The sequence below is a fragment of the Pseudomonas sp. SWRI77 genome (assembly GCF_014269105.1).
Lineage (GTDB): Bacteria > Pseudomonadota > Gammaproteobacteria > Pseudomonadales > Pseudomonadaceae > Aquipseudomonas > Aquipseudomonas capeferrum.
Map to the genome: position 1 here is coordinate 23,807 of NZ_JABWRV010000005.1, position 23,625 is coordinate 47,431.

The following is a 23,625-nucleotide window of genomic DNA, read 5'->3' on the forward strand; positions in this document are numbered from 1 at the left end:
GTCACTTTCCTTTCAGAGAATTGAGGAGGTTGGTTGCCGCGCTCAGAGAGGCGGAGAGGTCTGGCGCGACAGCGCGGGGCTTATCGGGCGGGGCAGCGTTATGCGTACCCCCGCCGGCAGCGCGAGGCATGCCGGACTTGAAACTGGCGAATAGTTCTCGGCGCTCGGAGCGAGGCATGCCGCCCTTGGCCAAGGCTACATCCATGGCCTTGAGTGCATTGGCTTGGGCGGCATCTTCGGTTTCGCGCTCGGTGACCTCGGTGGACGACAGCAGCCCAGTAGCCAGGCCAAGCTCCACGGCACGCTTGCCACGGATGTAGGTTTCGTCGTCCATCAGTTCGGCCATGTCCTCTGCCGACTGCCCGCTAGTCTCGGCATAGAGATCGGCCATCGCGGCATCGAACTCCTCCATGTCGGCGGCGATATCGCGCAGGTAGTTGCGATTTCCGGCGAGCCAGGTCCAGCAGTTGTGGATCATGAGAAAGGCGCTACTGGCCACCTCTCGCTTTTTGCCAGCCAGGAAGACAATCGAAGCAGCGCTGGCCGCCATGCCGAGCACCTTGGTGGTGACCTCATGACTGTGCTCTTGCAGGCGGTTGTATATAGCAATGCCTTCGAACATGTCGCCGCCGGGCGAATTGATGTAAACGGTGACGTCGCGCTCGCCGATAGCACGCAGCGCGGCATCGATTCGTTTCAGCGTGACCCCCTCGCCGTACCAGTCTTCACCGATCACTCCGTACACCGTGATGGTGTCCGATGTGTTCTCAACGGCCGCCTGGATCGCGGGATTCCACTTGTCGAGCGCGCGCGGGCTCATCTCGCTGCGCAGGCCGCGAGACTGGATCTTGTGTTTCATGGATTACTCCCGAGATTTGCTTTCCGGCTCTTGCAGCCAGTTCATCAGTGCGGCCCGTGCGGCCTGACCATCGTTTTGCTTGCCCAACTGGTCCAGCGGCACCAGGTTCGATTGCACGGTCAGTACATCGCCACCAGGCATGCTGGGAAGATTCTCTTTCCGCCGCCCCTCGTTTCGGGTCAGGTAGCCGTTCTGCCCCATCGTACTGAGATAGGCCGCACGGCCCGCGCTATCCGCACGCAGGAATGCTTCAAGCGAGTACTCGGCATAAAACTTGATCCGGTCAACCGCCGTCATGCACCACTTGTTCACGCACTGCTCGATTGGCGCTGTGAAGGACATGATGCAGTAGGTGAGAAACGCGATCTGCTGCTGCTCCAGTCCTGTGCCCCAGTTGCTGCCCTTGTCGGTCTTCATCACCATCCAAGGTGGGACCCCGAACCAGCGGCAAATTTCCTCGATGCTGTGCCCTCTCGACTCCAGCAGTTGCGCATCGGCGGGGTTGATGCCGATCATTTCCGGCTTCACACCCTGCTCGAGCACGGGGCTCTTGCCGGCATTCAATGCTCCGGAGATCGTCTTCACGTATTCACGAAACTCAACGCGCTGAGCGGGGTTCAGCGTCTTGTCCACCGAAAACGCGACAGTGGGCATCATGCCGTTGCGGAAGGTACTGTTAGCGGCATCGTCTGCCGACATCGCCGAACCGAACACATCCGCGCCGTATCGAATAGCTGAAAGGCCGACTCGGCCATCCAGGGTAAAGGCCGGAATGTGCAGCATGTCCTGCCGCTGGATTTCTCGGCGGGCGCCCTTTCGGGGCCTGAAGAAATACCTGAGTCGTCCATCATCGTCGAACTCGAGGTCGACTCTCGATGGCATCAGAAAATCCAGGGCGATGACGCGACCAGCAGAGCGGTGGATCTCGCAATAGGCGTTGCCCCAGAGCAGCATCGAAGCGACGACTGCCTGCCAAAAGTGGAAGGCGGCCATGTCTTCGTTGGGGCTGTTGTGCACCACGTCGTACAACGGGAAGTCGCGAGCGCTCTCTCGGCTGCCATCCGGCATGCGCCGGTAGATGCTCAGCGGCAAGCCAGCCACCGAGGTCGAAATGATGCGGACGCATGCCCACACCGTGGACAGACGCATGGCCTTATCGACGCTGACTGACTTTCCACTACTGGACTGGGCGCCGTTAAAAGCACTCCAGAAACCTCCATCGGACAGCTTGATAGTCTTGCCCAGCCATTCACTCATACTGGCTGAAGGCTTGGTGGCAGCAGCCCCCAACGCCTGCGATAGGGTTCTAATCACTGACAAGCCCTCTGCGGATGAAGCCGGCGATGCAGAAGAAGCTCAGTGATCCCGCCAGCAAAGCCCAGCCGGTACCGGCCAGCATCCAGACCCCGCCGCATGCCAGGCAGAAAGCGATCACTGCGCAGGCGATGAAAATATGAAATGCGTTCATGCGATCAGTGGATCCCGAATGCCTGCCATGAAATTGTCCATTCCGCCCCTGCCCTCTGGATTCAGGCTCAGCAGCGAAACGGCGTTGAATGTAGCCATCAGCGGGTCAATCTTTGCGGTGCCCGATGCTTGCTTGGTGATCAAGAAGGCGTTGGCTGAAGGCACGCCCTTGGCATTTCCGCAGGACCAGGCCATGAGCGGCTGACCACAATGGAGCAGCGTGCCCTCGGCAAGCTTGCGTTCCGTCGTTTTGATTGCGCCGGTGAGCTTCCAGCCTTGAGAGATCCCCACGATCTTGTCTTCCTCAACGCCTGCATCCGCAAGCGCGTCGAGTACTGCACCGATGCCGGCCGGGTCGAGACCGACTTTGTCGAGTAGCCCGGTGTCGTTGACGCGGGCCACGATGGCCGCGAATTGCTCAACGTCATCACCTATTCGATCCACAATGGTGATGTCGCCAGCCTTTTCTAGATCCCTCAAGCGCGGCGCTTCTGACTTGCGGCGCTCCAGCACCGAAGGGTGCGCCCAGGCGTGAGCCCAGTGGAACCACCTGCGGGTTCCCGCCTCCCGACCCATCACGGCAAGACCGAGCAGGTCATCAAGACCACCGCCGTCACCGCCAACATCAATGACCTCGCATCGCGTGAGGATTTCATCGAGATTGAGCCACGCTGAAGCTTGCGCCTCCCAAAACTCCGCCCCGACCCAAGCGTCGGACATCAGCGCAAGGCCGATCTCGATGTTGAGGTGTTTGGCCAAGAAGCCGCGCAGCTCAGCCTCGCCGTCCAGCTCAGCCTGCATAAACAGGCGCTCAAGCGTAGGCCGGTCAACGGAGTAATCGATGTTCGGATTGACCAGGTGGAAGTTCTCAGGCTTCCGCGCCTCGCCGCTCTTGATCATCTCCTGAGAGAACTCATAGATGATCGGCAAGAAGCGGTTGTCGTCGATCCGGCCATCACGCACGCCGCGTGCATAGTTGAGCTTGGAGCGGAACACACCGGCCGGCGGTTCGTTCGATTGGGTCGTCAGCCAGATGATGAAGCCTTCAGGTCGCGACAGCAGACCGCCAGTAGCCTCGCGAATCATGTCAGCGGCTTTCGGGTTCTTCCCGAACAGCCAGGCCTCATCGATCAGGACGCCGACCGCCTTCTTGCCGCCAACCACGTCGCTATCCGCAGCCACCACCTTCAAGGTGGCGCCGGTCTCGCGATGGGTGATCAACCGCAGGTGCGGCTGCACATGCAGCAGCGCTTTCAGCTCGTCATCGTTGTTGACCATGTCTTTGGCCGGGATGAACGAGTTGTCGGCAATCTCTTTGGTCGGCGCGAGGATGATGAACTCAGCAGAGAGGCGCCAGTTGCGGATCAGCGCCGTCAGCATGATCCCGGCGGCGATCGTCGATTTACTATTTTTCTTGGGGATGCAAAGCATCACCTCCCGAATCAGGCGCTCGCCGGTCTCGCTGTTGTAGCTGCCGAAGATGGCCCCGGCGAATGCCAAGACCCACGGTGCGCAGGCGGCCTCAATGGTGGGGCTGCCCGGGGCATCGACGATTTTCAGCCCCTTGAACACATCGAGGCCGGCTTCAGCTTCTTCTGGAAACAGCGGCTCAGGGATGATTGATTCGCCCGCAGCCAGGCACCTCCACCAATCCGGGCAGGCTGTTGTCCATTGCATAGGTCAATTCTTCACTACGGAGAGGGGTGGCTTGCCCTGGGAGTACTTGCCTTTACCGACCTGTTTGGCGGCCTCCGCCTTCTGCTCTTTCTTGCCCTGGTCGGCGACCTTGCCATGCACATAAGGCATCAGCGTCTTGGCCGCTTCCAGTCGCATACGCAGGTCGGCGCCTTCGGCGTTCATTAGCTCAGTCAGGAAGGCGCGCGGATCGTCGGTCTCGGTTAGCGACAGGTCATCAGCCTGCTGAACCTGCGGCTGTTCAGCTTTAACTTTTCGAGAGGGTTTAACCTCGGTGCTGGAAGCCTGCTTTTGCTTCAACCGGCGTCCGACTTCAGCAAGGACATCGGGGTCCTTCGCAAGCTTGGAGCCCGCTTGCGACGCGGTCTTCTCGGAATATTCAGCGGCGAGCGCCGCCTCGCGATTTGTGGCCCCCGACAGCAAAGCGTCAACAAACCGCCGCTTCTTGTCGGTTAAAGCCATGGTTAACTTTTCCTGAAACGGGAAAAAATGTGTACGTGGGGTCGGTGGCGGTCTAGCTAGATGAGAATCCCTAGCTTTTGCCCCCCCTACCCCTTTTGAAGCACGTCACTGACGTACCTCATGAGTCGCCCTGCCGCCTCGCGAGGATCCGCTGACGCCTCAGCCACCCAGGCCGGCAGCCTCCTCGGCCTGCTTGACCGAGTCGTGGCAGGGCTTACAGAGCGGCTGCCAGTTGGCCTGATTCCAGAAGAGATCCTTGTCGCCTCGGTGCGCCACGATGTGGTCGACGACGCTGGCCGCTGCCGTTCGCCCCTGCCGGGCGCAGTAAGCGCACAGCGGGTTATCACGCAGGTACTGCTCTCGCGCCTTCTGCCACCGGTAGTCGTAGCCACGTTGGGAGCTGGTCATGCCGCTCCGCCAGCTGCCAGGTGTGACCACCTTGACCCGCGACCCTGCGCTCTCCTTGATGCGCGATCCGAGCGTCTTGAGCCTGGCCATTACTGCGTCACTCGGTTCAGCGCTTCGTCAGCTTTGTCGGCTGCTTGAGTCGCGGTGGTTGCTGCCTTCGACGCCTTGGTAGCGGCGCTCTCGGCTTTGCTGGTCAGCTCATCCAGGCGCTTGTCGCGCTCGGTCATGGCAGCGTCGTAAGCTTGGCGAATCTCGTCGACCTGGCGTGCCTGAGTGCTCGCCATGGCCCAATAAGCCGACTGCCAACCCAGTACAGCGCCACCTGCGATAAGCAGTATGGCGATGACCCATACCTCAGCCCGTCGCCACCAGCGTCTGGCTATGAATTCCAATGCGCATTTGTCCATCACTCGGCACCTCCAAGCTGAGCGCGAAGTCGTGAGATCTCCTCGCTTTGGGTGGTGACCTTGTCGGTCAGCTGCTCAACCTGCCTGGTCAAGGCGAGGATATTGCCCTCCAGGCGACCGACCGATATCGCCAGATCATTGCGCTCCTTGGCGAACTGATCAGCGCGGGCTTCTGCCAGCTTGCGGGCTTCGCGCTCGGAGTCGAGCAGTTCATTCAAGCGGCGGACGGTGCCGATATCGGCATTGTCCATGGCGCGGTCTGCGGCATCTTTCGAGAGGAACTTCCTCAACCACAGGAAGCCGCCAAGCAATACAGTGCCCGTTCCGCCCAGCCAGGTGGCTGTGCCTGGGCCGAGGTCGGTCGGGTCCATTCAATACTCCAAGGAAATAAGATCGAATCCTGTGTCAGCTACGATGCAGCATCCCGCCAGGCTTCAGCTCGTCGCGGATGACTTGGCGAATGATGTTGGCCAGACCATCGTCAACACCAAAACGCTCAGCGCTCAGCAACTGCTCGCCCAGCTTCGAATCGTGGATCAGCCCGGCCATTACCTCCAGCCCGCTCTCCAGGGTGGCGGTTGGGATCGAGGTGAGTGCGCCGATGCAGCTGGCCAGCGCGACATCAGCCTCGGCCCGGGCTGACACCTCAGTTCGAATGGAGGCTGATTCGATGGCTGCTTCGTTGATGTACATCTGGGCCTGGACCCGAGTCGTATCGAGGGCAGTGTCTGCCGAAGCGGCCGCCTTGCGGCAATCGCATGGCGAATCGATCCTGCTCGTCAGGTTGCTGATCGCCTTCCCCTGAGCTGTGATCATCCCGCCTTGAGAAGTAATCGTGCCGCCCTGACTCCGGACGGTGCTCGACAGCGCCGTGACCGCAGTGCTATCCGCCTTGGTTGATAACTGGGCCTGCAATCCGCCAACCTCGGCACGTAGGCTGGCGATGGTGGTTTGTATAGCATCAAGCTTGGCGAGGATCTGCCCGGACATCTGCATGCTCCAGAAACAAAAAAGGCCCGCCGGAATGGCGAGCCCTTGGATACGTGGAATGGCGGCCCCGTGCTATCGTCGCAACCCCTACCACCGCGACACAGGATGGAACCATGGCAAACTTCATCATCACCTTTGAGTTCAAGTCTGATGAAACTCGGAAAGCGCGATATGACTCGTTCGTAAAGAAAATAAACGAGCTCACTGAGTACAAGCACTGGGATGAAACCACATCGTTCTACTGCCTCCAGCTTGATACGACAGCGGAAGATCTGTGCTCAGCCCTGTACTACGGCAGTGAGTTCAATGCCAACAAGGACAAAATGGTGGTGATTGACGTGAGCAATCGGAAAAAGGCAGTGAAAGGGCAACTCGAATACCCTGCCCTGCTTGAGAAGTACCTAGGCTTCTGACGGGAAGCTGACACCTGTAGCCATCTGCGTCTCAATCTCCGAAACCCTGGACTCATATCGCGCCAGAACCTCTCGATTGAGCCGCAGCGCATCAGCTAGCTGTTTCTCTCGATCAACGGCTTCGGCATGAAGCCTTGTCAACTCGCCCAGCTTCGCTTCTTGCGCAATCACCGACTCCACAGCTTGGCGGTACGAGCTCTTCATGCTGATCTCCAAGAACAAAAAAGCCCCGGCGGACGCCTAGGCTCGGAAAGGGTGCGGAGGGCCGGCGCTTCCCGGCTTGTTGGTCTGGCTCGCTGGGTCACGTACCCCAGACTCTCATCGCGTAGCCGATCAGGGAGCGCACGGCTTTGATCGACGCCACTACCGACTTAGCCCAGCTGCCTGGGCAGGTCATCCGCAGAAGCGAAAAACCCCGACGCAATGGCCGGGGTTCGTCTGTGTCGCGTTGCTTGCAAGCTGGACACGCTGCTATGAAAACAGGTGTTTATCCGCGCGGAAAGCTTTTTATGCAGCCTCGCGCAATTGCTCCAGGGCGCAATCGATCCAGGCCACTCCAGTGTTGATCAGCTCGCGCGCCTTAGCTTCGCTCATCTTGTGCTCGCGGGCGACCCGCAGTGCCGGCCACTTAGCACCGAAGTACAGCCAGACGAAACCACCCATCTGCGGGTTGCGCTTGTTCAGCCTGGCTACAGCGCCGTCCACCGCAAGCGCTAGATCGTCCGTGATCACGTATTGCTTGAGCCCGCCTTCCGCTGGGGCGTGTTCCTTCATAAGCGCATACAGCGGGCAGACATACTGAGGCACGCCCCTGCCATCCATGAGCCACCAGCCCCATTGCTCGAGCATGTACGCGGTGTCACCAAGGGCCTTGTCTACGTAGGTTCGTTTCTTCATGTCCTTCCCCCTCAATCCCCGGTGTAATTGGTGCCGCCGGCGCCGCGCCGGTTGCTTCCCTGATATGTAGCCTCAGGCCCGGATGCCTGAGGGTTCTTCAACTGCTCGATCTGCCGGAGCGCTGCCCGAAGCCTCATGCTGAGCTGGGTCACCAGTTCATCCAGGGCCAGAGCCTCGCCGGTTGCAGCCGCCACAAAGCCCGAGGCGTTGCAGTGGTCACATGGCAGTTCGTGAAACACACCCTGAGTGACCGCTCTCCCACGGCACAAAGGGCATTTACCCAACTCGATCACGGCCTTCTTGAAGGATGGGCCGTGGATTTTGCTCATTGGCCCTCCGGTCGATCAGTGAGGGTTTCGTGCCACTGCCGGTAGCAGGGGGTCTTCCGGGCCCAATTACAGCGTCCCTCTGTGCGCCTCCAGAAACCGAGCTTGCTTCGGCTGCTGTTCGCTTCAGGCTCGCTCTCAAACCAATGCCAGTCACCCTCTTCGTCTTGAGCCAGCCAGGCAGCCCAAGCCGGCGCGTCATCCCAATGCGGAGTAGCCATCATTTCGAATCCTCGCTAATTACAAATGCGGTAAGGTCGCTCGACGCCACGCCTGCTGTGGCCTGCGGCGAATTCTGCGAATTTTCAAATAAGGTCTTGGTAAGGCGGTGAATGGCCACGAAGCCAGCCTCATCAAGCCACGCGTGCCACTTCTCCAGCGCAACCCGACGCTGCTGCATGGCTTGGGTGTGGATGTAGGTGCTGGCGATCTTGCCCAGCGTGTGATTTAGCAGCATCTCGCCGATGTGCCCGTCGATACCGAGGTCGGTCCAGGTGCTGCGAGACACCTTGCGCAGGTCGTGGCTGGTCCACTCGCCCTGCCCCAGGCGGGTGAACACGGCACTGGCCTGGGTCTCGCTCAGCGACAGGCCGCGACGGTTCGGGAACAGGTACACACCCTCGTAGCCCTGACCCTGCTGAATCGCCCGGTACCTCACCAGCAGCGCCTCGACCTGGGCAGTCAATGGCAGGCGGTGCTCGGTGCGGGTCTTGGTGTTCGCTGCCGGGATGAACCACTCGGCCGCTGCCAGCGAGATCTCACTCCAGCGCGCCATTCGGGTCTCACCGATCCGGGTGCCGTGGGCCAGCATCATCAGGGCCAGCATGGCGTCGCCCGGGGCCGTTTCGAAGGCCTGGGCCAACTGCTGCATCAGCTCGGGCAGTTGCACGTCGCGCAGGCGGGCTGCCTTGGGCAGGATCTTGGCCTTGGTGAAGTCGTTGAAGCGCATCCCTGCCATCGGGTTGCGGTCGATCAGGCCAAGCTGCTGGGCCTGGCGGAAAGCGGTCAGCAGCAGCGCGAACATCTGCCGCAGGTAGGATAGAGACACTTCGGCCTGGCACGGCCACATCAGCTGCCTGTCCAACGCGTCGGCAGTCACCTCGGCCAAGGCTAGGTCATCGAGCCGCGGCTTCAGGTGCTGGGCGATGGCGGACCGTGCGCCGGCCTTGCGCTTCGCCGACAACGATCGGTCGCGGGCCATGCGGTTACCGTACCAGTCGAGCAGTTGCCCTACGGTGGCCATGCCCGAGGCAATCGGCGCGGTGGCCGGGTCGCGCATCAGGCGCTGACGCAGCGCGGGCAGCTCGGCCAGCACGGCCGCCACGGTCAGGTCGGGCCAACGGGCGATCGGTACCCACTTCTTGCCTCGCACCAGGTGCCAGGTGCCACGCTCTCGGTTGCTCCAGAAGCGAAGGTACAGGCCCGGGTGTCTCGGGTCGCGCAAGTCGCGCACCGACTTGTCTGCGGCCTGCCGGCGCACCTCGGCCTCGCTCAGCTTCACTTCACGGGTCGCGCTCATGCAGCCACCGTGGCGGGCAGCAGCAGATAGGCGCGGATGGCCTCGACGGCGTCGATGTTCCCGCGGCACACGATGGCCAGGTAGTTCTCGTTCGTCAGCAGCTGCAGGAAGGCATCCTGACTGGGCGACACCGGGGCATCGAAGGGCGGCTTGGCCTTGAACTCGATGTACAGCCCGAAGTACCCACCACGCGCCATCGGAAGCACCAGGTCGGGCACGCCAGCTTTGACGCCCTGCCCCTTGAGCTTGGCAGCCACGGCCTTGATTCGGTGCCCGCCGTTCGGCACGTGGTAGATCAGCTTGTACGCCTGCGGGTAGCGCAACTGGAGCTCTTTCATTAGCGCGGCCTGCTCCTGCCCTTCCCTGTCGACGGGCTTGGCGCGAGCCGGTTTGGCCTTGAACGGGCGAGGGGCGGGAGCATTCATGCGACCAGAACCCCCTCGTTGATCAGCGCCGCCTGGGTGCGCATGACACCCTCGGCGTGGTACTGGCGGGCAGTGTCGCGATCCACAGCCTTGCTGCGCCCGTCGCAGGCGTCATGGCAAGCGCTGCAGCACCAGGCGCCTTGCATGTCGTGCGGTTTCTTTCCCACACCGCAGGTGCCGGCCAGGCGGTAGTGAGCGAGGACGGTGGTCTCGGGATTGCCGTTGCACACTCCAGGGATGCGCACCTGGCATTCCCGTCCGCGCGCGGCCTTGGTCAACTTCGTTTGACGCATAGATCAAGCTCCTAGCGGATGGGTTCAACGGCCTGCAAGGCGGGCGCGCATGGCCGCCAGGGCGTTGTTGCCGACCTCTGGCGTCCGACTACCGGAAACCTCGGCGGGAAGTGCCAGCGGCATCTTCTGCAGCGGTTCTGCGGCCATGATTCGGCGGACGGCGATGGTGTAGTTGCGCTCGAACAGCTTCGAGGAGGCATCGGATGGCAGTTTGTTGAGGTTCTCGAAGCCGCACTCCTTGGCCGCGTGCCACACAGCATCGTGGCTCCAGCTCCCCTGGCCAGCCATCGCAGGATGGGCGTTTCGAGTAGCTTCGCGAAATGCGGCCGCCAAGGTTGGGAGGCCAAGCATCTCCGGCGATGGTTGACACCACTCGATGAACTTGCCGGGCGCAGGAATGAACTCACGTTCTGACTGGCGGCAGCGCATCAGGCCGAACTGCAGTTGCTCGGGGGTGTTAATACCTGCCTCGAGGAACGCCGTCAGCCACTGTTGCTTGGCGGCCTTGTACGTGCTCATGTCCGGCCAGGCCTGTTTCCACGCGCTGAAGATGGTGCGCAGATCACGGAACAGCCGATTGATCACTGCAGCAGTTTTGCGATCGAGCTCGGCCTTGATCTCGGCGGGAAGCGTATCCCCAGCAGGAATGTACTGGCCGGTTTGAACTTTGGCCCAAAGGCCATGGGTGATGGTGGCTACCTGATTCATTGGTCATTCCCCCCGTTGAGCCATGACGTGTCGTCATCATCGAAAGTGCTCGATTGCTGCGCGCTCGGTTTTCCGGTGGCGGATCGAGCTGCCCGGGCCAAGTCCAATTTCACCCAGTTGACCAAGGCGGCGAGCCATTGCTTCTCGGTCTGCGCCAAGCCCTTCGCGTCGTGGTGCAGCACGAATCCGGCGATTGCGTTGGAGCCGAAGTTGTCCAGGGTGAGCCCCGAACGGAGTGCATACGCTTTTAGCAGGTCCTGATCCGGCACCCACTCCAGGAACATCTCGAATGGCTCGCGCAGAGAGTGAGTAGATTGGTTAACTGACGTATTGGGTGCAGCTGCTGCACCCCGTTCTGCGTTTTCCTGCACCCCGTTATGCTGTGAAGTGCACCCCGTGCGGTTTGCTGCACCCCGTTCTCTACGAGGTGCAGCAGATGCACCTCGCTTAAGTTGAAGGTCGTACACCGTGGGACGGCGATCACGGCGGTCGATGTAAGCAGCCGCGATAGCCTGGTTTCCAGCGACGATCCAGCCAGCCGCTTCCAGCTCGTCGAGCTTTAGGCGGATGGTGCGCTCGGACAGGCCGGTGTCCTCGGATAGCGTGGCAGCCGACGGGAAGGCGCCGCGGCCATCGCTGCCGGCATAGTTGGCTAGGCAGAGCAGGACGTGACGAGCCGCAGGGTTCTCTAGAGAGGACTTCGGAATAGCCAGGGCCCAGGTCATGGCTTGTACGCTCACAGCGAACCCCCAGCCTTTAATTCAGCAAGACGCGCAAGCCCTTTCGGGGTCACCAGAGGATCAAACGCGGCGCGCTCGATACCTGTTTCAGGGTCAGGTTTCAGGGCTGTCACCTTGTGCTTCATAAGCCCCGAGGTGATGCGAGGCTGATAAGCGATCCATCGCTTCGAGCCCTTGCGGCGGAAGATCCAGCGATTCTGCTCCAGCCAGTCGAACAACTTCGACGGGGCAACCTGCAGCTGCTTGGCCGCATCAGTGATGCAGATGGCCCCGCAAGCAGAAGCCAAACGCTTGATGGCCGCGACTTTCGGGGCTTGTTTCTGGATGACCTGCTGCAGCTGAAGGTTCTGCTCTGCTTGATCGGCAGCCAGTCGCAGCGCCTCAGCGAAGGTTTGGGGGATTCGGACCTGGGCAACTACCCTCGCCTCAAGATCCTGCCACCGGTCGATAATCCTGGCACGCAGTTGGGAGTTGTAACCGGATACCAGCACCAAGGTATCGCGCTGACTCAGCAGGAACTCTGGATAGGATTGGCCGTTTTGTGGATGGGTGTATGGGGTCTCCTCAGATTTGAGGACACCCTCTGCGACCAGGCGTCGTGCATCACGAAGCACGTTGTCATGGCTCTTGCCAGTGAGTTGCGCGATCTCGCGGGTAGACATGAACTGATGCGCCAGTTTTGGCGAATCGCCAACAGCTGACGCAACAAGCTTGGTATTGCTGGCATCGATTGCGGAGTGCATAATCGACCTCGATGTTTGTTGTAGAGAAGCCGCCCTGCCAGGCGGTTTTTTTTCGCCTGCCTTTCCAGTACTGGATGGATCCGCAGGTGTTTCAGTCATCTACTGGCGCAATGCCAGTCCTGTCACACTTCTGGCATTGCTCGGCAGACGGCTTTGCATCAGCCATGAGCTTTCCGTCTGAGAGAACTTGGAGCTGGTACTGGCGAGAGATCGGAACGAGCTCCCCCCACATGGTCACTGCGCTTGGCTGAATACCTAGCGCGTCGGCGAGCTTTTTCTTGCTGCCGAAATGGTTAGCAGCGTCACGCGTTTTCATTGCGCTTCCTCGATGGTGCGTTCGTGAATTTCAGCATGCTGAAAGAACATAGTCAATGCGGCCATTCTGTGAACTGCATACTTAAATTCAGTTAACTTAAACTCAGCGCATGGAACGACACGAACGAATAGCCAAAGCCATTGCGGTCAGCGGCATGAGAAAAGGCGAAGTTGCAGCCGCTTGCGGCGTCGCAAACTCAGCCGTAACCCAGTGGATTACAGGCGAAAGCAAAAGCATCAGGCCTGAGAACCTCTTCGCCCTCGCCAAAGCGACTGGGTTCCGAGCGGAGTGGCTGGCGATCGGCGAGGGTCCCGAAGTCGAGGAGACCAATGTCGAGGCCATACCGCAACCCAAGATGTCGTTTCGTTACCCCGTAATAAGCTGGGTGGCAGCCGGCTCATGGGCCGAAGCTGTTGAGCCATTTCCCCCGGGGTTCTCGGACCGCTACGAAGTGTCCGACTACGACTCGAAAGGCGTTGCATTTTGGCTTGAGGTCAAAGGTGACTCAATGACCTCGCCGGTAGGCACCAGCATCACCGAAGGAATGATGATCCTGGTTGATACTGAGGTGGAAGCGATCTCAGGAAAGCTAGTCGTTGCAAAGCTCGCTGACAGCAATGAAGCAACGTTCAAGAAGTTAGTTGAGGATGGCGGAAGGCGATTCTTGAAGCCGCTGAATCCTGCGTATCCAGTCGAGATGTGTGCGGAAGGTTGTCGCATTGTCGGCGTCGTTGTTCGTGCGATGATGAAGCTCTAACCTCTCCTCCCCGCGAAAAGCCTGGCCTAGAGCCGGGCTTTTTTTTGTCCTGGCAGGCTGTACCTGTGCCAATTGTTTACACGTATAGGTGGATTACGCATTGAGGAGACTTGAAAAAATACACGCGGCAAGATAACTGTATGCACATACAGTACAAGGAGTTCCAATGATGCTGCCCCTCGCATTCTCACATTCGCCCTCTCGCTCCTATGAGCGCCTCGGATATCGAATACAGCAGGCCATTTCATCGCCACATGTGCAAAAGCGTCAGTTCGTTGAGCTTACGCCCGCGCCAGAAGAGTCAAGGGCAGATTGGGCCAGGATTCTCGCTGACATCGAGGAAACGACGGGGATAAGGGTTGAGCGCTTGGAATCAGGTGTGATCCGAATCGGGTGGTGTGAATTCACTGAGATTTGATGCCACGGGCCCGCTTTGAGCGGGTCTTTTTTTGCTTGCTAATTTCAGCTTACTGAAAATATTTACTCAGCATGCTTGACCTTGGAATTTCAGCTTGCTTAAATCCCCTCAACGCCGATCACCTCGGCGGGCAGCTCCGGCAGCCACCGCTCTTTACACAACCAGACGTGACCACCTCGACGCACCCAGGCCATTACCTGGGTCGGGACAAGCTAAGTCGTCGACCACGCAGCCTCTGGATAGCTGCCGGACTCCCCTCATGGGAGGACGCCAAACCATGCAAGCCAGTCGGGAAGAACACCGAACACGAAATGTGTGACCCGGCCAGGTGGGGATAGCCGCGGCAACAAGCATGGAACGGAAATGAGATTTCACTGGCTGGCCTTGGCGACAGGGCCAGACGGGAAATCACCTGCATGAGCCGACCAAGCTCGCAACTGAAAAAGCTGAACGGTTCGACGGCAACCGAGCCGCAGTCCGTACTGGGCTGACACCCTTCCCCCCTATCACCACCAGGAGAAGTGCCAATGACCGTAAACATCAACAACCTGACGATAACCACTCCCGTAGCTACTTCCTCCACCAATCCTGTAGCACTGGAGCTCAGTGGCGCCGAGGCGATCGCTCAGCTCCCCAGTGTCGTCACTGTCCTGTCCGACGGATCAGTACAGTTTTCAGCCCCAACGAAAGGTGCTTCGAGCAAAAGCACACACCGCACCCGCTGCGAGTGGAAAGAGCCGGTGTACTGGGCTCTGGCAAGCGCGGCCGAACACATCAACATGCAGGAGATGACACTCACGAAGGTCAACTCCGCGCAGAAAGTGGTGATCTCGCAACTGCACGTGAAGGACGATGACAGCCCGCCAGTGAAGGTCTTCTGGAGCAAAGGCAACATCACCTTGGGCTTCCGCGAAACGTTTGACCAGGCCACGCCGATCAATACCACCCTGCTCAAAGGCGTGCCTCTGGGTTCGAAGTTCACCGTCACTATCCGCGTGCTCGCCTCGGGCGCTTTGACCGTGACCGCCAGTTGCAATGGCAAGGCCGGGTCGTCCGGCAGTCTCCACATGGACAGTTCCTGGCGCTCATCGCTGCTGAACTTCCACGGCGGCGTCTACAACCAGGTCGATTACACGGATGCCACTCCGGCTGAAGATGGGTCGATCTGCATTATCAGCAGCCTCTCGTTGACGCATCGCTGACCCATTACAGCCGGAAAGACGGCCCGATGCCCTGCTCCCCATCGCAGGCTGCATCGGTGATCCACATTGAACGCGAGTTGATCGCCGCGAATTGTGAGCCTGGGTAGCGTCTCGCCCTTTGGTGAGGCGTCCGGTCACCCGGTTTGCCCCGGAATGTGGATCACCGATGCAGTTTTCATCGATTTAAAGCGCATCACCGTTGACCATATGCAAATTAAGGCTCACCGCAGTAAAGATTAATCGACGTACACGCAGGCGAATCCGGGGCCCACCCGGCCAGACCAGATGCATGTGAGGTAGCGCTCACCGCCTGCACCCTTTCCCTTCACATCGACCGCATTAGGCAGGCGCCAGGCCACCTTTCACGGTGGGTTTGGTCACCCGCGCTTGGCGCCTGACCAATGCGGTTGCTGAGGACAATCATGGAAACGATCACTTGCGGCTCATGGATTGGCCAGCTCGGCAAGGCGCTGGCTCCGCGCGAGCTTGAAGCATTGCTTTGGGTGGCCCAGGGCCTCACCACTAAGGAAATCGCCCGCCAGATGGCGGTAAGCCCCGGCACCGTGGCCAACCGCATCGAGGCCGCGCTGTTCAAGCTGGAAGCCGGCCGCCGCATCGAAGCAGTCACCAAGGCCATGCGCCAGCAAATCATCAGCCCGCTATGCATCGCCCTCGCCGGCCTCATCGCTATGCATGCGGTGATCAATGACAGCGACCCCATGCGCCGCGACCGTCGCGCACCGGAGCGCCGCACCGCCCAAGTTCGAATCGTTCGCAAGGCAGAAGCCTTGGAACTCCATGCCTGACCAACAAGGACCAACTCATGAACGCAGCCATCCGCAACAGCCGTGTGCAATACCAGCAGGTGCAGCAGCAGGCAGAAGCCGCAGCCGCCCATTTCCGCAGCAATTCCCGCTTCTTTGTCCAGCCGGGCGCGAACAACAGCTGGGCAATCGTGGGCTCCGACGACAACCGACTGTACGGCCAGCGCCGGCGCTACTTCGACGCGGTGACCTACGCCGAGAGCCTGGAGCGCGCGGTGAACGCAAAGTCGGTACCGGTGCTGAAGGTCAGTCCGCCTGACGACGCCCGCACTCGCTGGGCGGCCTTGTGGGCACTGGTGCTGATCGTCATGGCCGGAGCTTTTTCGTCATGAGCCGAGGGGTAAACAAGGTCATCCTGGTTGGCATGCTCGGCCAGGATCCGGAGGTGCGCTATCTGCCAAACGGCCAGGCGGTGACCAACCTCAGCCTGGCTACCAGCGAGCAGTGGACCGACAAGCAGTCCGGCCAAAAGGTCGAGCGCACCGAGTGGCACCGGGTGGTGATGTTCGGGAAAGTGGCGGAGATCGCCGGCGAGTACGCCCGAAAGGGCTCCCAGATCTACATCGAGGGCAAGCTACAGACTCGCGAGTGGGAGAAGGACGGCATCAAGCGATACGCCACGGAGGTGCACGTCGACATGCGCGGCACCATGCAGTTGCTCGGCGGCAAACCGCAGGGTCAGCAGCCAGGCCAGGCCCCCGACCGGCAGCCCCGGCAACATCGCCCCGCGCCCCAACAGCAAAACCAGCAGGCCGCGCCGCCTGACCACGACAGCTTCGACGACGACATACCGTTCGCGCCGATGCATCACCTCGCCGGGGCTTAGCCATGAAGCGCAGGCAGAGGGTCTACCCCATCGCGTACTACCTAGGCCGCGACTGCCGCGACAACAACAAGTCACGCGACGCCCAGCCCTATGCCTTGATGACGGTCAACTGCGGTTGGTGGCTTGCTGGCTGGCACGACCGAGACATGGAGCTTTCAGCTTGAAACGCATCACCGCGCGCGTCCGGCACGGCCGGCGCCAGCAGCACATCAATCTGCCGCCCAGCGGCATCGTTCACCAGGAGACGCAGCAATGTCCAAGCCCACTGACACCACCGAGTTCCTGCAGGAGCTCAATGGCGGCGCCTTCGCCAGCCAGATTGGCCACGCCCTCTCCGAGGTAGCCGCGGGCGTCGTCGATCACGGCAAAACCGGAAAGATCACCATCACCTTGGACTTCAGCCAGATCGGCGACTCCCACCAGGTAAAGATCAAGCACAAGCTCGACTACAAGGTGCCTACCAAGCGCGGCACGCGCAGCGAGAACACAAGCCTCGACACGCCGATGTACGTCGGTACCGGCGGCAACATCTCTCTGTTCCCCGAAAAGCACGACCAGCTCTTCACCCGTGACGAAGCACCTGTACACCCACGCTCGTAACTCACTGCACCCACAAGGAAAAGCGAATGTCCCTCAGCAAAGAAGCTCTCGAACTGATTCAAGAAAATGCCGTCGCCGCCGCTGGCATTCAGCTGCCAGCCCTCGGCCAGGTGGCCGTCCTCCCGCAGAACTTCAATGTGGTTGACCTGGAGCGCTTCCAGGCCGGTCGCAACCGCTTCCGCGGCACCTTCGCCACTCACTCGCTGGCTGACTACAGCGCCTACGTCGTCGAGCGCGCCGCGCCAGCAGCGCGAGGCTTCATTGATCAGGACAACATGAGCTGCATCGTGCTGTTCAACATCGGCACCGCCGAAGATCCAGGCCATGCCGATGACCGCGCCGTACTGAGCCTAAAGGCTTCCGCGGCGTTCGCCGCCGTTCAGGCGGTGTGCGGTCAGAGCCTGGTGCAGAAGACCATGAGCGACTGGATCGAAGACTGGAACCAGCACCTGGCGGCCACCGATGAAAACGGCCAGACCATGACCATCGCCAAAGCGATTGCCGCGGTTCGCACCATCACCGTGAAGGCATCGTCCGAGAGCGACCACGCCGTCGGTGAGACCCGCGCCAGTCGCAGCACCATGGACCAGATCGAGGCCAGCAGCAAAGAAACTCTGCCGGCTTGGCTCGACTTCAAGGTCATCCCGTTCGAAGGCCTGGGCGAGCAAGTGATCCGCCTGCGTGTGTCCGTCATCACCGGCGGCTCGCAACCCGTGCTGAAGCTGCGCTGGATCGGCGAGGAAGCCCAGCGAGAGGCCATCGCTCAGGAGTTCAAAGCCGTTCTCGACGACAAGGTCGGCACCGCTGCAAAGCTGTCCTTGGGCACGTTCGACGCGAAGTGATAAAACCTCTGCGCACGAAATCACGGTGTCACCGGCTGTGGCGCGGAGGCTTCAGCAGTTCAGCGCGGCACAAGCGCTTCGTCTTGGCCGCGAGCAAGCCTTACTCGGGGTCGATCACGAATAGGCAGTTGTTATTGCTGTCCATGACCATTGCGCTACCCGAACCGGTCTCGACTATCGCCCCCACATAATTGCCCTTCAGGTCATAGAACTCGTCACCGTCAACACGGTAGAGAAGATCTGGGCCTGAGAACGATCGCACGAACTCGTCTTCGTCAATTCTGCCAATCGGCAACTGTCCGGGAATGCGCCCCTTAAACACGTTATACCGCCCCTTGCTGAAATCGGTAGCCACAAGAACCTCCTTAGCTCGGCACATTGCCGGTGACTTCTAATACCGCATCCAAGTCAGCTAAGCCAGTCCGACCATTAACTCGAACAACCATGCCGCATCCGGCCACGGAGGGCGGCGCATGCATGGAGTACCGCAATGCAAGTCGAGACCTCGACAGTCACCAAGCTGCTGATCACCGGCGCCGAAGGCCTTGACCCGATCAGCGTCTACCTCGAAGACTTCGAGCCCTGCAAAGGCAAGATCACCGTCAGTTGCTACGACAAGACCTGGCACGCCTACTGGGGTGGCATGTGGGATGGTCTGAACATCGGCCAGTTCTTCTGCAAGCTGCACGACGCCTACATCATCGGCTACTTCGACCGAGCCCTGAGCTCTCGCCGGTTCAGTGCTGAAGCGCTGGCCGACAAAGCGCGGAAGGTGATCGTGCAAATGCGGCGTGATCGGGATCTGGACGCAGAAGACGCCCGGAGCCTGATCGACGAGGCCGAGGATGTTCGCCACACCAGCTCGCTAGATGAGTGCGGCGGCGCCCACCGCGAGTTCATGCATCGCGTGTTCGGTGACGACTGGTGGAACCTGCCGGCCGATGCCATGGAGCGAAACCCTGACTGGGACTACCTCTGCCGCATCATCGCGGCAGTTCAGCAGGCCTTGGCGAAACAGTACCCCGTCGCCGCATGATCCCGCGCTGCCCGCCAGCGCCTTCCCCTATTCAACGATAACGCCTCCCCGGCGAGGATCGCCCATGAACATCTATCGCCACACATTCACCGCGGTCTGCCCGAACGACGCCGAGGTGATCGTCTACAGCCTGGAGATCCGTAGCCCGCAGATGATCCTCGTCGAGCACATCAAGACGGCCATCGCGCTCATCAAAAAAGGCTATCAGGAGCAGATCGCCGACGAGCTAGCCGAGCGCTTCGACGGTGACTTGGTGATCAAGGCACTGCACCAGGGCGTCGAGATCGAATCGGTGAGGCTGAGCGGATGATCCATTACCACGGCACGCCCATCGGCGGATCACGGCAGGACGCGGCGCGGTTGCTTGCCGGCAGGCACGCCTTGGTGCCATTCCCTCGACAGGATGACATGGGCATCGTCGCCGAGGCCTGCCAATCCTTCGTCTTCGACAACGGCGCGTTCACAGTCTGGAAGAAGGGCGGCCAGGTCGACGTGCACGGCTACACCCGCTGGGTGGATGACTGGCACCGGCACCCCGGCTTCGACTGGGCATTGATCCCTGATGTTATTGATGGGGACGAAGACACCAACGATAGGCTGCTCGAGCAATGGCCTGGCCAACTGCCCGGGGTGCCGGTCTGGCACATGCATGAGTCGATAGAGCGCCTGCAGCGCTTGGCCAAGGCCTGGCGCATGGTTGCCCTAGGCAGTTCCGGACAATGGCGCTCATCGGGCACAGCCGCGTGGTGGAAGCGCATGGGCGCCGCAATGGACGCCATTTGCGATGACCAAGGCCGGCCACTCTGTCGCCTGCACGGGCTGCGAATGCTTGATCCAGCAATCTTCCAAGGCCTGCCGCTGGCATCGGCTGACAGCACGAACGCCGCGGTGAACGGCGGCAGCATCAGCCGGTTCGGCATGTACACCCCGCCATCGGCTGGGCAGCGCGCCAGCGTGATCGCAGACCGAATCGAGGCTCACAATAGCGCGCCGATCTGGCAGCGAAATTCCCAGGCGGAAATGGCGTTGTAAGCCCACGCCTCGCGGGCCTCGATCATTCCCGCAGAGCGTCGTTAAGCACTCAACGGATATCCATCGTGGTCTTTGCAACTACCACGTCAGAATCGTCGAACCAGACAACGCACCACTTCGTTTGGTCCATGAAGTAGAAGCTCTTTTGTCTTTCGGGCCTACCCATGAGTCCGCGCTTCCCCCAACCTCCAAGCGCTTCTTCGCCAACAATTTCCGTAACCTCATCAAGAGTCATGCCGACCTTGATCATGCTGTCACTCAAGTTGTAACGCACCAGCTTCTCCTTAATACGGCTCCATGCCGTGTCACACGAATAACCCACTTCAACGAATCACGCCACCCCGGCGAGGGCGGCGCCTGCACGCAAGGACAACGACATGACCGAACAACAGCACGACGAAAGCAAGCTCGAGCGGGTCATCCGCAAGATCAAGCGCTGCCTGGCCCTCTCCAAAAGCTCGAATGAGAACGAGGCAGCTACGGCCATGCGCCAAGCCCAGTCGCTGATGCGCGAGTATCGCCTCACTGAAATGGACGTGCGACTCAGTGGTGTTGGAGAGGTGGAGTCGGAAAAGAGCAGGGCCAACCGGAGACCGACATGGGACCGTCACCTCGGCGCCATTATCGCTGAGGCCTTCGGGGTACGGCCACTGTCCCGTAGGCACTGGTGCGACGCCACTAGCCGTGTAGTCGAACGTGCAATATTCGTTGGTGTAACCCCGGCACCGCAGATCGCGATGTACGCCTACGAAACACTGCTGAACCAGTTGACCATTGCACGGCGCGCCTATGTATCGCAGGTTCGCACCGGCAAGCGTAGGAGCGCCTACTCACCGGATACCGCTGGGGATCACTTTGCGCTGGCCTGGGTTTCGGCAGTCCACGGCAAGATTCACGAGCTGGTCCCGCGGGGTGAAGAGGATCCTGCAATCAGCCAGCACTCCAACGGGCGGGATCTGGTAGCAGTTGAATCGCATGACAAAGCGTTGATCGAGCAGTTCTTGGCAGATCGCGAGATCGGAAAAGCCCGAAAGGTTAGAGAACTTGACCTCGATCTGAATGCACAAATCGCCGGCCTGCTGGCCGGTCAGCGCGTTGAACTGAATCCCGGCCTGGCTACAGGCGGGGAAGCCCAGCTCCAACTGGCCAGAGCATGAGGATTACATGACCACAGCAATCGACCTGTTTGCCGGCCTCGGCGGATGGAGCACCGGCGCGCGCGCCGCGGGCGTCCAGGTTCTCTGGGCGGCAAACCACTGGCCGGTGGCCGTTGAATGGCACAGCGCCAACCACCCCGGCACGCAGCACGTCTGCCAAGATCTGCACCAGGCGCGCTGGGAGCAGGTACCGGCGCACGACATCCTACTCGCCTCGCCCTGCTGCCAGGGCCACGCCAAAGCACGCGGCAAGAAGTCGGGTAACCCTGAGCATGACGCATCGCGCTCGACGGCCTGGGCCCCGGTATCGGCGCTGGAGTTTCACCGGCCGGAGGCGGCAGTGATTGAGAACGTGCCGGAGTTCACCGACTGGGTGCTGTACCCGGCTTGGCTGCAGGCTGTACAGGCGCTTGGGTATCAGGCCGCGCCGCACATTGTGGACTGCGCCGACCTTGGCGTGCCGCAGCACAGGGTGCGCCTGTTCATGGTGCTGACGCGCAGCAAGGCCCCGCTGATGTTGCAACTGGCGCAGGAACGACATGTACCAGCCGCCAGCTTCCTCGACTTCGAAGCCGGGCGCTGGTCGCAGATCGAAAAGCCAGGCCGGGCCCAGGCCACGCTTGACCGGGTGAGCAACGGGCGCCAGCGCTTTGGCGACCGATTCATCATGCCCTACTACGGCAAGGGTTCTGGCACCACCGGCCGCGACATCAATCGGCCAATCGGCACCATCACCACCCTGGACCGCTGGGCACTGGTCGACGGTTGCCGCATGCGGATGCTCAGCGCCAGCGAGGCCCTGGCCGCCATGTCGTTCCCTGCCGACACCCTGCGCCCGAACAGCCACCGGCTGACCATGCACATGGCCGGCAACACGGGGTACCACCGCTGGCTGGCCAGCGCGTAATCGAAGCCCTTTTGAAAGCCGCTTGAGCCGATCACAGCAGCCAAATACGCAAGAGCCAGTAGAGAGCTCGCAGAAAGGCAGCAATGAAATTGAAAAGGTTGGTGAGTCGATTCATGGCGTGACGCCTCTGATATGGAAGAGCGCCAATCTTCTTGTCACGACACTTTTCATAGCGACGGGTGAAAGCTGTAGGAAGCGTTCCTACAGGGAAAAACTCTCTCGCAGCCCCTACCCCCTTGACAGCCATTTCGGTCCTGATGACCGTGAGGTATCCCCATGCCCACAGAAAACCGATCCGGCAGTACTGAAATAGCCAAATGCGAAAGCGCCATTCCCAGCTATCAGGCAATCCCCCCAGGTGGCAATGCAAGACGCTCAATCCTCCGACCTAGCATCCGCGATTAGGGATTTGCTCGGGATTATTGCGGTAAAGCTACCGGTGAAACTGTGCCTTAGCTCCCTCGGCATCTCAAAAGAGAAATGGACAAGCCACGAGCCATCACCAAGTTCGAGCGTATCCGTGCGGTACCGCTCCACTTGAGCTTCATCAATACCCACTTCCTCGGCGACTTCTTGATTTGTCGGCACGGGATCCATTGGTTTACGTCTCCTTGCTGTGGATCGGGGTTTAATGAGCTCAAGCGTGCAAAGCGTTTCCAGCAGGATTACGTCCCTCGCCCTGGCGAAACAACAGAGGATAGTCGGCTGGTTAGCCGGAGCACTGTTGTACTCCCTCTAGACTCAGGAAACTTTTATTCGCACTGCGAGCGCGAAGACACGGCACCAACCGCACGATTCAAAACTGCGATTGTCCCGGGGGTTTGGTAAGGATCAATCCACTGCCAGCTATTGCTGGCCAAAAGACCGCCTATAGCGATCAACCTCAGGTTTTCCGGATCCAAACCTAGTTGGTCTGCTGCAGCAAGCACTGAAAGCAATGCTTGCTCCAATTGAATTTCCAATTCGTTAACTGAAGACATGGGTCTGTCCTCCAAACGTTTCAGCCCTCACCTACCACTTACGGCGGCTGATCTCGGTTTGGTAGCAGGGTTTCCATAAGCCAAGCGACGAGCGCGTCCAACGCCCCAAGCCAAAGCCCTAGTCATCGACTCGCCAGGCCTGGAGTTGAAGGCTTCTTCGTGCAGCACAGTACCAGATGGCGCATAGACACCTATGAACATCTGCGTGCTACCAGTGCGAGATAACCTGACTTGCACATCGATCTGAGTGCCATCATCAAGAATCTCGTCATGGGTTCGATGGTGAAGGCTGAGGTCTGCCCAATCCCAAAACAGTTGTCCTCGATTTCTCATAATTCCTCCTGAAACTTCGGTGCGTTCTCCTTGGTAGTAGAAA

37 protein-coding genes and 1 pseudogene are annotated in these 23,625 nt (G+C 60.2%); 15 read left to right on the plus strand and 23 right to left on the minus strand.

Going from position 1 to position 23,625, the window contains the following annotated elements:
* Nucleotide 1: 1 nt before the first annotated feature.
* The 9 genes from HU766_RS06780 to HU766_RS06820 form a co-directional block, all read right to left on the minus strand.
* On the minus strand, nucleotides 2-859 hold the full coding sequence (locus HU766_RS06780) for a head maturation protease, ClpP-related (protein ID WP_095064323.1): 858 nt from the start codon (nucleotides 857-859) through the stop codon (nucleotides 2-4).
* Between the two features lie 3 nt (nucleotides 860-862).
* On the minus strand, nucleotides 863-2,173 hold the full coding sequence (locus tag HU766_RS06785; RefSeq protein WP_095064324.1) for a phage portal protein: 1,311 nt from the start codon (nucleotides 2,171-2,173) through the stop codon (nucleotides 863-865).
* Complete coding sequence (locus HU766_RS06790) at nucleotides 2,166-2,327, minus strand: hypothetical protein (RefSeq protein WP_085983377.1); 162 nt, start codon at nucleotides 2,325-2,327, stop codon at nucleotides 2,166-2,168. Before HU766_RS06790 ends, HU766_RS06785 begins: the two co-directional genes overlap by 8 nt.
* On the minus strand, nucleotides 2,324-4,003 hold the full coding sequence (locus HU766_RS06795; RefSeq protein ID WP_095064325.1) for a terminase large subunit: 1,680 nt from the start codon (nucleotides 4,001-4,003) through the stop codon (nucleotides 2,324-2,326). The genes HU766_RS06790 and HU766_RS06795 overlap by 4 nt, the downstream gene beginning before the upstream one ends.
* A 3-nt stretch (nucleotides 4,004-4,006) precedes the next feature.
* A complete protein-coding gene (locus tag HU766_RS06800) occupies nucleotides 4,007-4,483 on the minus strand; it encodes a terminase small subunit (RefSeq protein WP_095064326.1) in 477 nt (158 codons plus the stop codon).
* Between the two features lie 159 nt (nucleotides 4,484-4,642).
* Nucleotides 4,643-4,981: an HNH endonuclease gene (locus tag HU766_RS06805; RefSeq protein WP_186654720.1), complete on the minus strand. Its 339-nt coding sequence runs from the start codon at nucleotides 4,979-4,981 to the stop codon at nucleotides 4,643-4,645.
* Nucleotides 4,981-5,298: a hypothetical protein gene (locus tag HU766_RS06810; protein ID WP_186654722.1), complete on the minus strand. Its 318-nt coding sequence runs from the start codon at nucleotides 5,296-5,298 to the stop codon at nucleotides 4,981-4,983. The genes HU766_RS06805 and HU766_RS06810 overlap by 1 nt, the downstream gene beginning before the upstream one ends.
* Entirely contained in the window at nucleotides 5,298-5,669 is a 372-nt protein-coding gene (locus HU766_RS06815) for a chemotaxis protein (RefSeq protein ID WP_186654725.1), read from the minus strand. The genes HU766_RS06810 and HU766_RS06815 overlap by 1 nt, the downstream gene beginning before the upstream one ends.
* A gap of 34 nt (nucleotides 5,670-5,703) precedes the next feature.
* Nucleotides 5,704-6,288: a hypothetical protein gene (locus HU766_RS06820; protein ID WP_186654727.1), complete on the minus strand. Its 585-nt coding sequence runs from the start codon at nucleotides 6,286-6,288 to the stop codon at nucleotides 5,704-5,706.
* A gap of 113 nt (nucleotides 6,289-6,401) precedes the next feature.
* On the opposite strand from HU766_RS06820, the gene HU766_RS06825 reads away from it, so the two are divergent.
* Nucleotides 6,402-6,701 carry a hypothetical protein gene (locus HU766_RS06825; RefSeq protein WP_186654729.1) on the plus strand — a complete coding sequence of 100 codons (300 nt, stop codon included), beginning with the start codon at nucleotides 6,402-6,404 and terminating at the stop codon, nucleotides 6,699-6,701.
* Here the strand turns inward: HU766_RS06825 and HU766_RS06830 are convergent.
* The 10 genes from HU766_RS06830 to HU766_RS06875 form a co-directional block, all read right to left on the minus strand.
* A complete protein-coding gene (locus HU766_RS06830; protein WP_186654732.1) occupies nucleotides 6,690-6,905 on the minus strand; it encodes a hypothetical protein in 216 nt (71 codons plus the stop codon). The genes HU766_RS06825 and HU766_RS06830 overlap by 12 nt on opposite strands.
* A 303-nt stretch (nucleotides 6,906-7,208) precedes the next feature.
* Nucleotides 7,209-7,598: an antiterminator Q family protein gene (locus HU766_RS06835; protein ID WP_186654734.1), complete on the minus strand. Its 390-nt coding sequence runs from the start codon at nucleotides 7,596-7,598 to the stop codon at nucleotides 7,209-7,211.
* 11 nt (nucleotides 7,599-7,609) lie between these two features.
* Nucleotides 7,610-7,927 carry a hypothetical protein gene (locus HU766_RS06840; protein ID WP_186654736.1) on the minus strand — a complete coding sequence of 106 codons (318 nt, stop codon included), beginning with the start codon at nucleotides 7,925-7,927 and terminating at the stop codon, nucleotides 7,610-7,612.
* Between the two features lie 217 nt (nucleotides 7,928-8,144).
* Nucleotides 8,145-9,443, minus strand: coding sequence for a site-specific integrase (locus HU766_RS06845; protein WP_186654739.1), 1,299 nt, complete (start codon nucleotides 9,441-9,443; stop codon nucleotides 8,145-8,147).
* Nucleotides 9,440-9,868, minus strand: a complete 429-nt coding sequence (locus HU766_RS06850) for a VRR-NUC domain-containing protein (RefSeq protein ID WP_186654741.1) — start codon at nucleotides 9,866-9,868, stop codon at nucleotides 9,440-9,442. Before HU766_RS06850 ends, HU766_RS06845 begins: the two co-directional genes overlap by 4 nt.
* Entirely contained in the window at nucleotides 9,865-10,161 is a 297-nt protein-coding gene (locus HU766_RS06855; protein WP_186654743.1) for a DUF1364 domain-containing protein, read from the minus strand. The genes HU766_RS06850 and HU766_RS06855 overlap by 4 nt, the downstream gene beginning before the upstream one ends.
* Before the next feature lie 24 nt (nucleotides 10,162-10,185).
* Nucleotides 10,186-10,869, minus strand: a complete 684-nt coding sequence (locus tag HU766_RS06860) for a replication protein P (protein ID WP_186654746.1) — start codon at nucleotides 10,867-10,869, stop codon at nucleotides 10,186-10,188.
* Nucleotides 10,866-11,594 carry a helix-turn-helix domain-containing protein gene (locus HU766_RS06865; protein WP_186654748.1) on the minus strand — a complete coding sequence of 243 codons (729 nt, stop codon included), beginning with the start codon at nucleotides 11,592-11,594 and terminating at the stop codon, nucleotides 10,866-10,868. Before HU766_RS06865 ends, HU766_RS06860 begins: the two co-directional genes overlap by 4 nt.
* An 11-nt stretch (nucleotides 11,595-11,605) precedes the next feature.
* Complete coding sequence (locus tag HU766_RS06870) at nucleotides 11,606-12,271, minus strand: phage regulatory protein/antirepressor Ant (protein ID WP_186655247.1); 666 nt, start codon at nucleotides 12,269-12,271, stop codon at nucleotides 11,606-11,608.
* A 172-nt stretch (nucleotides 12,272-12,443) separates the two neighbouring features.
* Nucleotides 12,444-12,668 carry a Cro/CI family transcriptional regulator gene (locus tag HU766_RS06875; protein ID WP_186654751.1) on the minus strand — a complete coding sequence of 75 codons (225 nt, stop codon included), beginning with the start codon at nucleotides 12,666-12,668 and terminating at the stop codon, nucleotides 12,444-12,446.
* A gap of 109 nt (nucleotides 12,669-12,777) precedes the next feature.
* On the opposite strand from HU766_RS06875, the gene HU766_RS06880 reads away from it, so the two are divergent.
* The 9 genes from HU766_RS06880 to HU766_RS06920 all read left to right on the plus strand — a co-directional run bounded on the left by HU766_RS06880 (nucleotide 12,778) and on the right by HU766_RS06920 (nucleotide 18,137).
* Entirely contained in the window at nucleotides 12,778-13,425 is a 648-nt protein-coding gene (locus HU766_RS06880; RefSeq protein ID WP_186654753.1) for an XRE family transcriptional regulator, read from the plus strand.
* A gap of 169 nt (nucleotides 13,426-13,594) precedes the next feature.
* A complete protein-coding gene (locus HU766_RS06885; RefSeq protein WP_186655250.1) occupies nucleotides 13,595-13,843 on the plus strand; it encodes a DUF1654 domain-containing protein in 249 nt (82 codons plus the stop codon).
* Between the two features lie 527 nt (nucleotides 13,844-14,370).
* Nucleotides 14,371-15,045, plus strand: coding sequence for a polysaccharide lyase family 7 protein (locus HU766_RS06890; RefSeq protein WP_186654755.1), 675 nt, complete (start codon nucleotides 14,371-14,373; stop codon nucleotides 15,043-15,045).
* Nucleotides 15,046-15,467: 422 nt separating this feature from the next.
* A complete protein-coding gene (locus HU766_RS06895) occupies nucleotides 15,468-15,851 on the plus strand; it encodes a helix-turn-helix transcriptional regulator (protein ID WP_186654758.1) in 384 nt (127 codons plus the stop codon).
* Between the two features lie 17 nt (nucleotides 15,852-15,868).
* Nucleotides 15,869-16,201, plus strand: a complete 333-nt coding sequence (locus tag HU766_RS06900) for a hypothetical protein (protein WP_186654760.1) — start codon at nucleotides 15,869-15,871, stop codon at nucleotides 16,199-16,201.
* Nucleotides 16,198-16,695: a single-stranded DNA-binding protein gene (ssb, locus tag HU766_RS06905; RefSeq protein ID WP_186654762.1), complete on the plus strand. Its 498-nt coding sequence runs from the start codon at nucleotides 16,198-16,200 to the stop codon at nucleotides 16,693-16,695. The genes HU766_RS06900 and ssb overlap by 4 nt, the downstream gene beginning before the upstream one ends.
* A 2-nt stretch (nucleotides 16,696-16,697) precedes the next feature.
* Nucleotides 16,698-16,859, plus strand: a complete 162-nt coding sequence (locus HU766_RS06910; RefSeq protein WP_186654765.1) for a hypothetical protein — start codon at nucleotides 16,698-16,700, stop codon at nucleotides 16,857-16,859.
* Nucleotides 16,860-16,947: 88 nt separating this feature from the next.
* Nucleotides 16,948-17,295, plus strand: coding sequence for a hypothetical protein (locus tag HU766_RS06915; protein ID WP_014591200.1), 348 nt, complete (start codon nucleotides 16,948-16,950; stop codon nucleotides 17,293-17,295).
* A gap of 26 nt (nucleotides 17,296-17,321) precedes the next feature.
* Nucleotides 17,322-18,137, plus strand: a complete 816-nt coding sequence (locus HU766_RS06920) for a DUF2303 family protein (RefSeq protein WP_186654767.1) — start codon at nucleotides 17,322-17,324, stop codon at nucleotides 18,135-18,137.
* 100 nt (nucleotides 18,138-18,237) lie between these two features.
* Here HU766_RS06920 and HU766_RS06925 read toward each other — a convergent pair whose 3' ends face one another.
* The gene (locus HU766_RS06925; RefSeq protein ID WP_186654772.1) at nucleotides 18,238-18,492 is read right to left on the minus strand and encodes a hypothetical protein; all 255 of its coding nucleotides are present in this window, start codon (nucleotides 18,490-18,492) and stop codon (nucleotides 18,238-18,240) included.
* Nucleotides 18,493-18,627: 135 nt separating this feature from the next.
* Between HU766_RS06925 and HU766_RS06930 the strand changes: the two genes are divergently transcribed.
* The 3 genes from HU766_RS06930 (at nucleotide 18,628) to HU766_RS06940 (ending at nucleotide 20,205) form a co-directional block, all read left to right on the plus strand.
* Nucleotides 18,628-19,173 carry a hypothetical protein gene (locus tag HU766_RS06930; RefSeq protein ID WP_186654774.1) on the plus strand — a complete coding sequence of 182 codons (546 nt, stop codon included), beginning with the start codon at nucleotides 18,628-18,630 and terminating at the stop codon, nucleotides 19,171-19,173.
* A gap of 64 nt (nucleotides 19,174-19,237) precedes the next feature.
* A complete protein-coding gene (locus HU766_RS06935) occupies nucleotides 19,238-19,483 on the plus strand; it encodes a hypothetical protein (protein ID WP_186654776.1) in 246 nt (81 codons plus the stop codon).
* On the plus strand, nucleotides 19,480-20,205 hold the full coding sequence (locus HU766_RS06940; RefSeq protein ID WP_186654778.1) for a hypothetical protein: 726 nt from the start codon (nucleotides 19,480-19,482) through the stop codon (nucleotides 20,203-20,205). The genes HU766_RS06935 and HU766_RS06940 overlap by 4 nt, the downstream gene beginning before the upstream one ends.
* Nucleotides 20,206-20,254: 49 nt before the next feature.
* On the opposite strand, the gene HU766_RS06945 is transcribed toward HU766_RS06940, so the two are convergent.
* Entirely contained in the window at nucleotides 20,255-20,479 is a 225-nt protein-coding gene (locus HU766_RS06945; RefSeq protein ID WP_110160040.1) for a hypothetical protein, read from the minus strand.
* A gap of 103 nt (nucleotides 20,480-20,582) precedes the next feature.
* Between HU766_RS06945 and HU766_RS06950 the strand changes: the two genes are divergently transcribed.
* Nucleotides 20,583-21,362, plus strand: coding sequence for a DUF2786 domain-containing protein (locus HU766_RS06950; protein WP_186654781.1), 780 nt, complete (start codon nucleotides 20,583-20,585; stop codon nucleotides 21,360-21,362).
* A 7-nt stretch (nucleotides 21,363-21,369) separates the two neighbouring features.
* Nucleotides 21,370-22,295, plus strand: a pseudogene (locus HU766_RS06955) (DNA cytosine methyltransferase).
* Nucleotides 22,296-23,021: 726 nt separating this feature from the next.
* On the opposite strand, the gene HU766_RS06960 reads toward HU766_RS06955, so the two are convergent.
* Both HU766_RS06960 and HU766_RS26155 read right to left on the minus strand, forming a co-directional pair.
* The gene (locus tag HU766_RS06960) at nucleotides 23,022-23,249 is read right to left on the minus strand and encodes a hypothetical protein (RefSeq protein ID WP_186654785.1); all 228 of its coding nucleotides are present in this window, start codon (nucleotides 23,247-23,249) and stop codon (nucleotides 23,022-23,024) included.
* 27 nt (nucleotides 23,250-23,276) lie between these two features.
* Entirely contained in the window at nucleotides 23,277-23,582 is a 306-nt protein-coding gene (locus tag HU766_RS26155) for a hypothetical protein (RefSeq protein WP_238338571.1), read from the minus strand.
* Nucleotides 23,583-23,625: the final 43 nt, after the last annotated feature.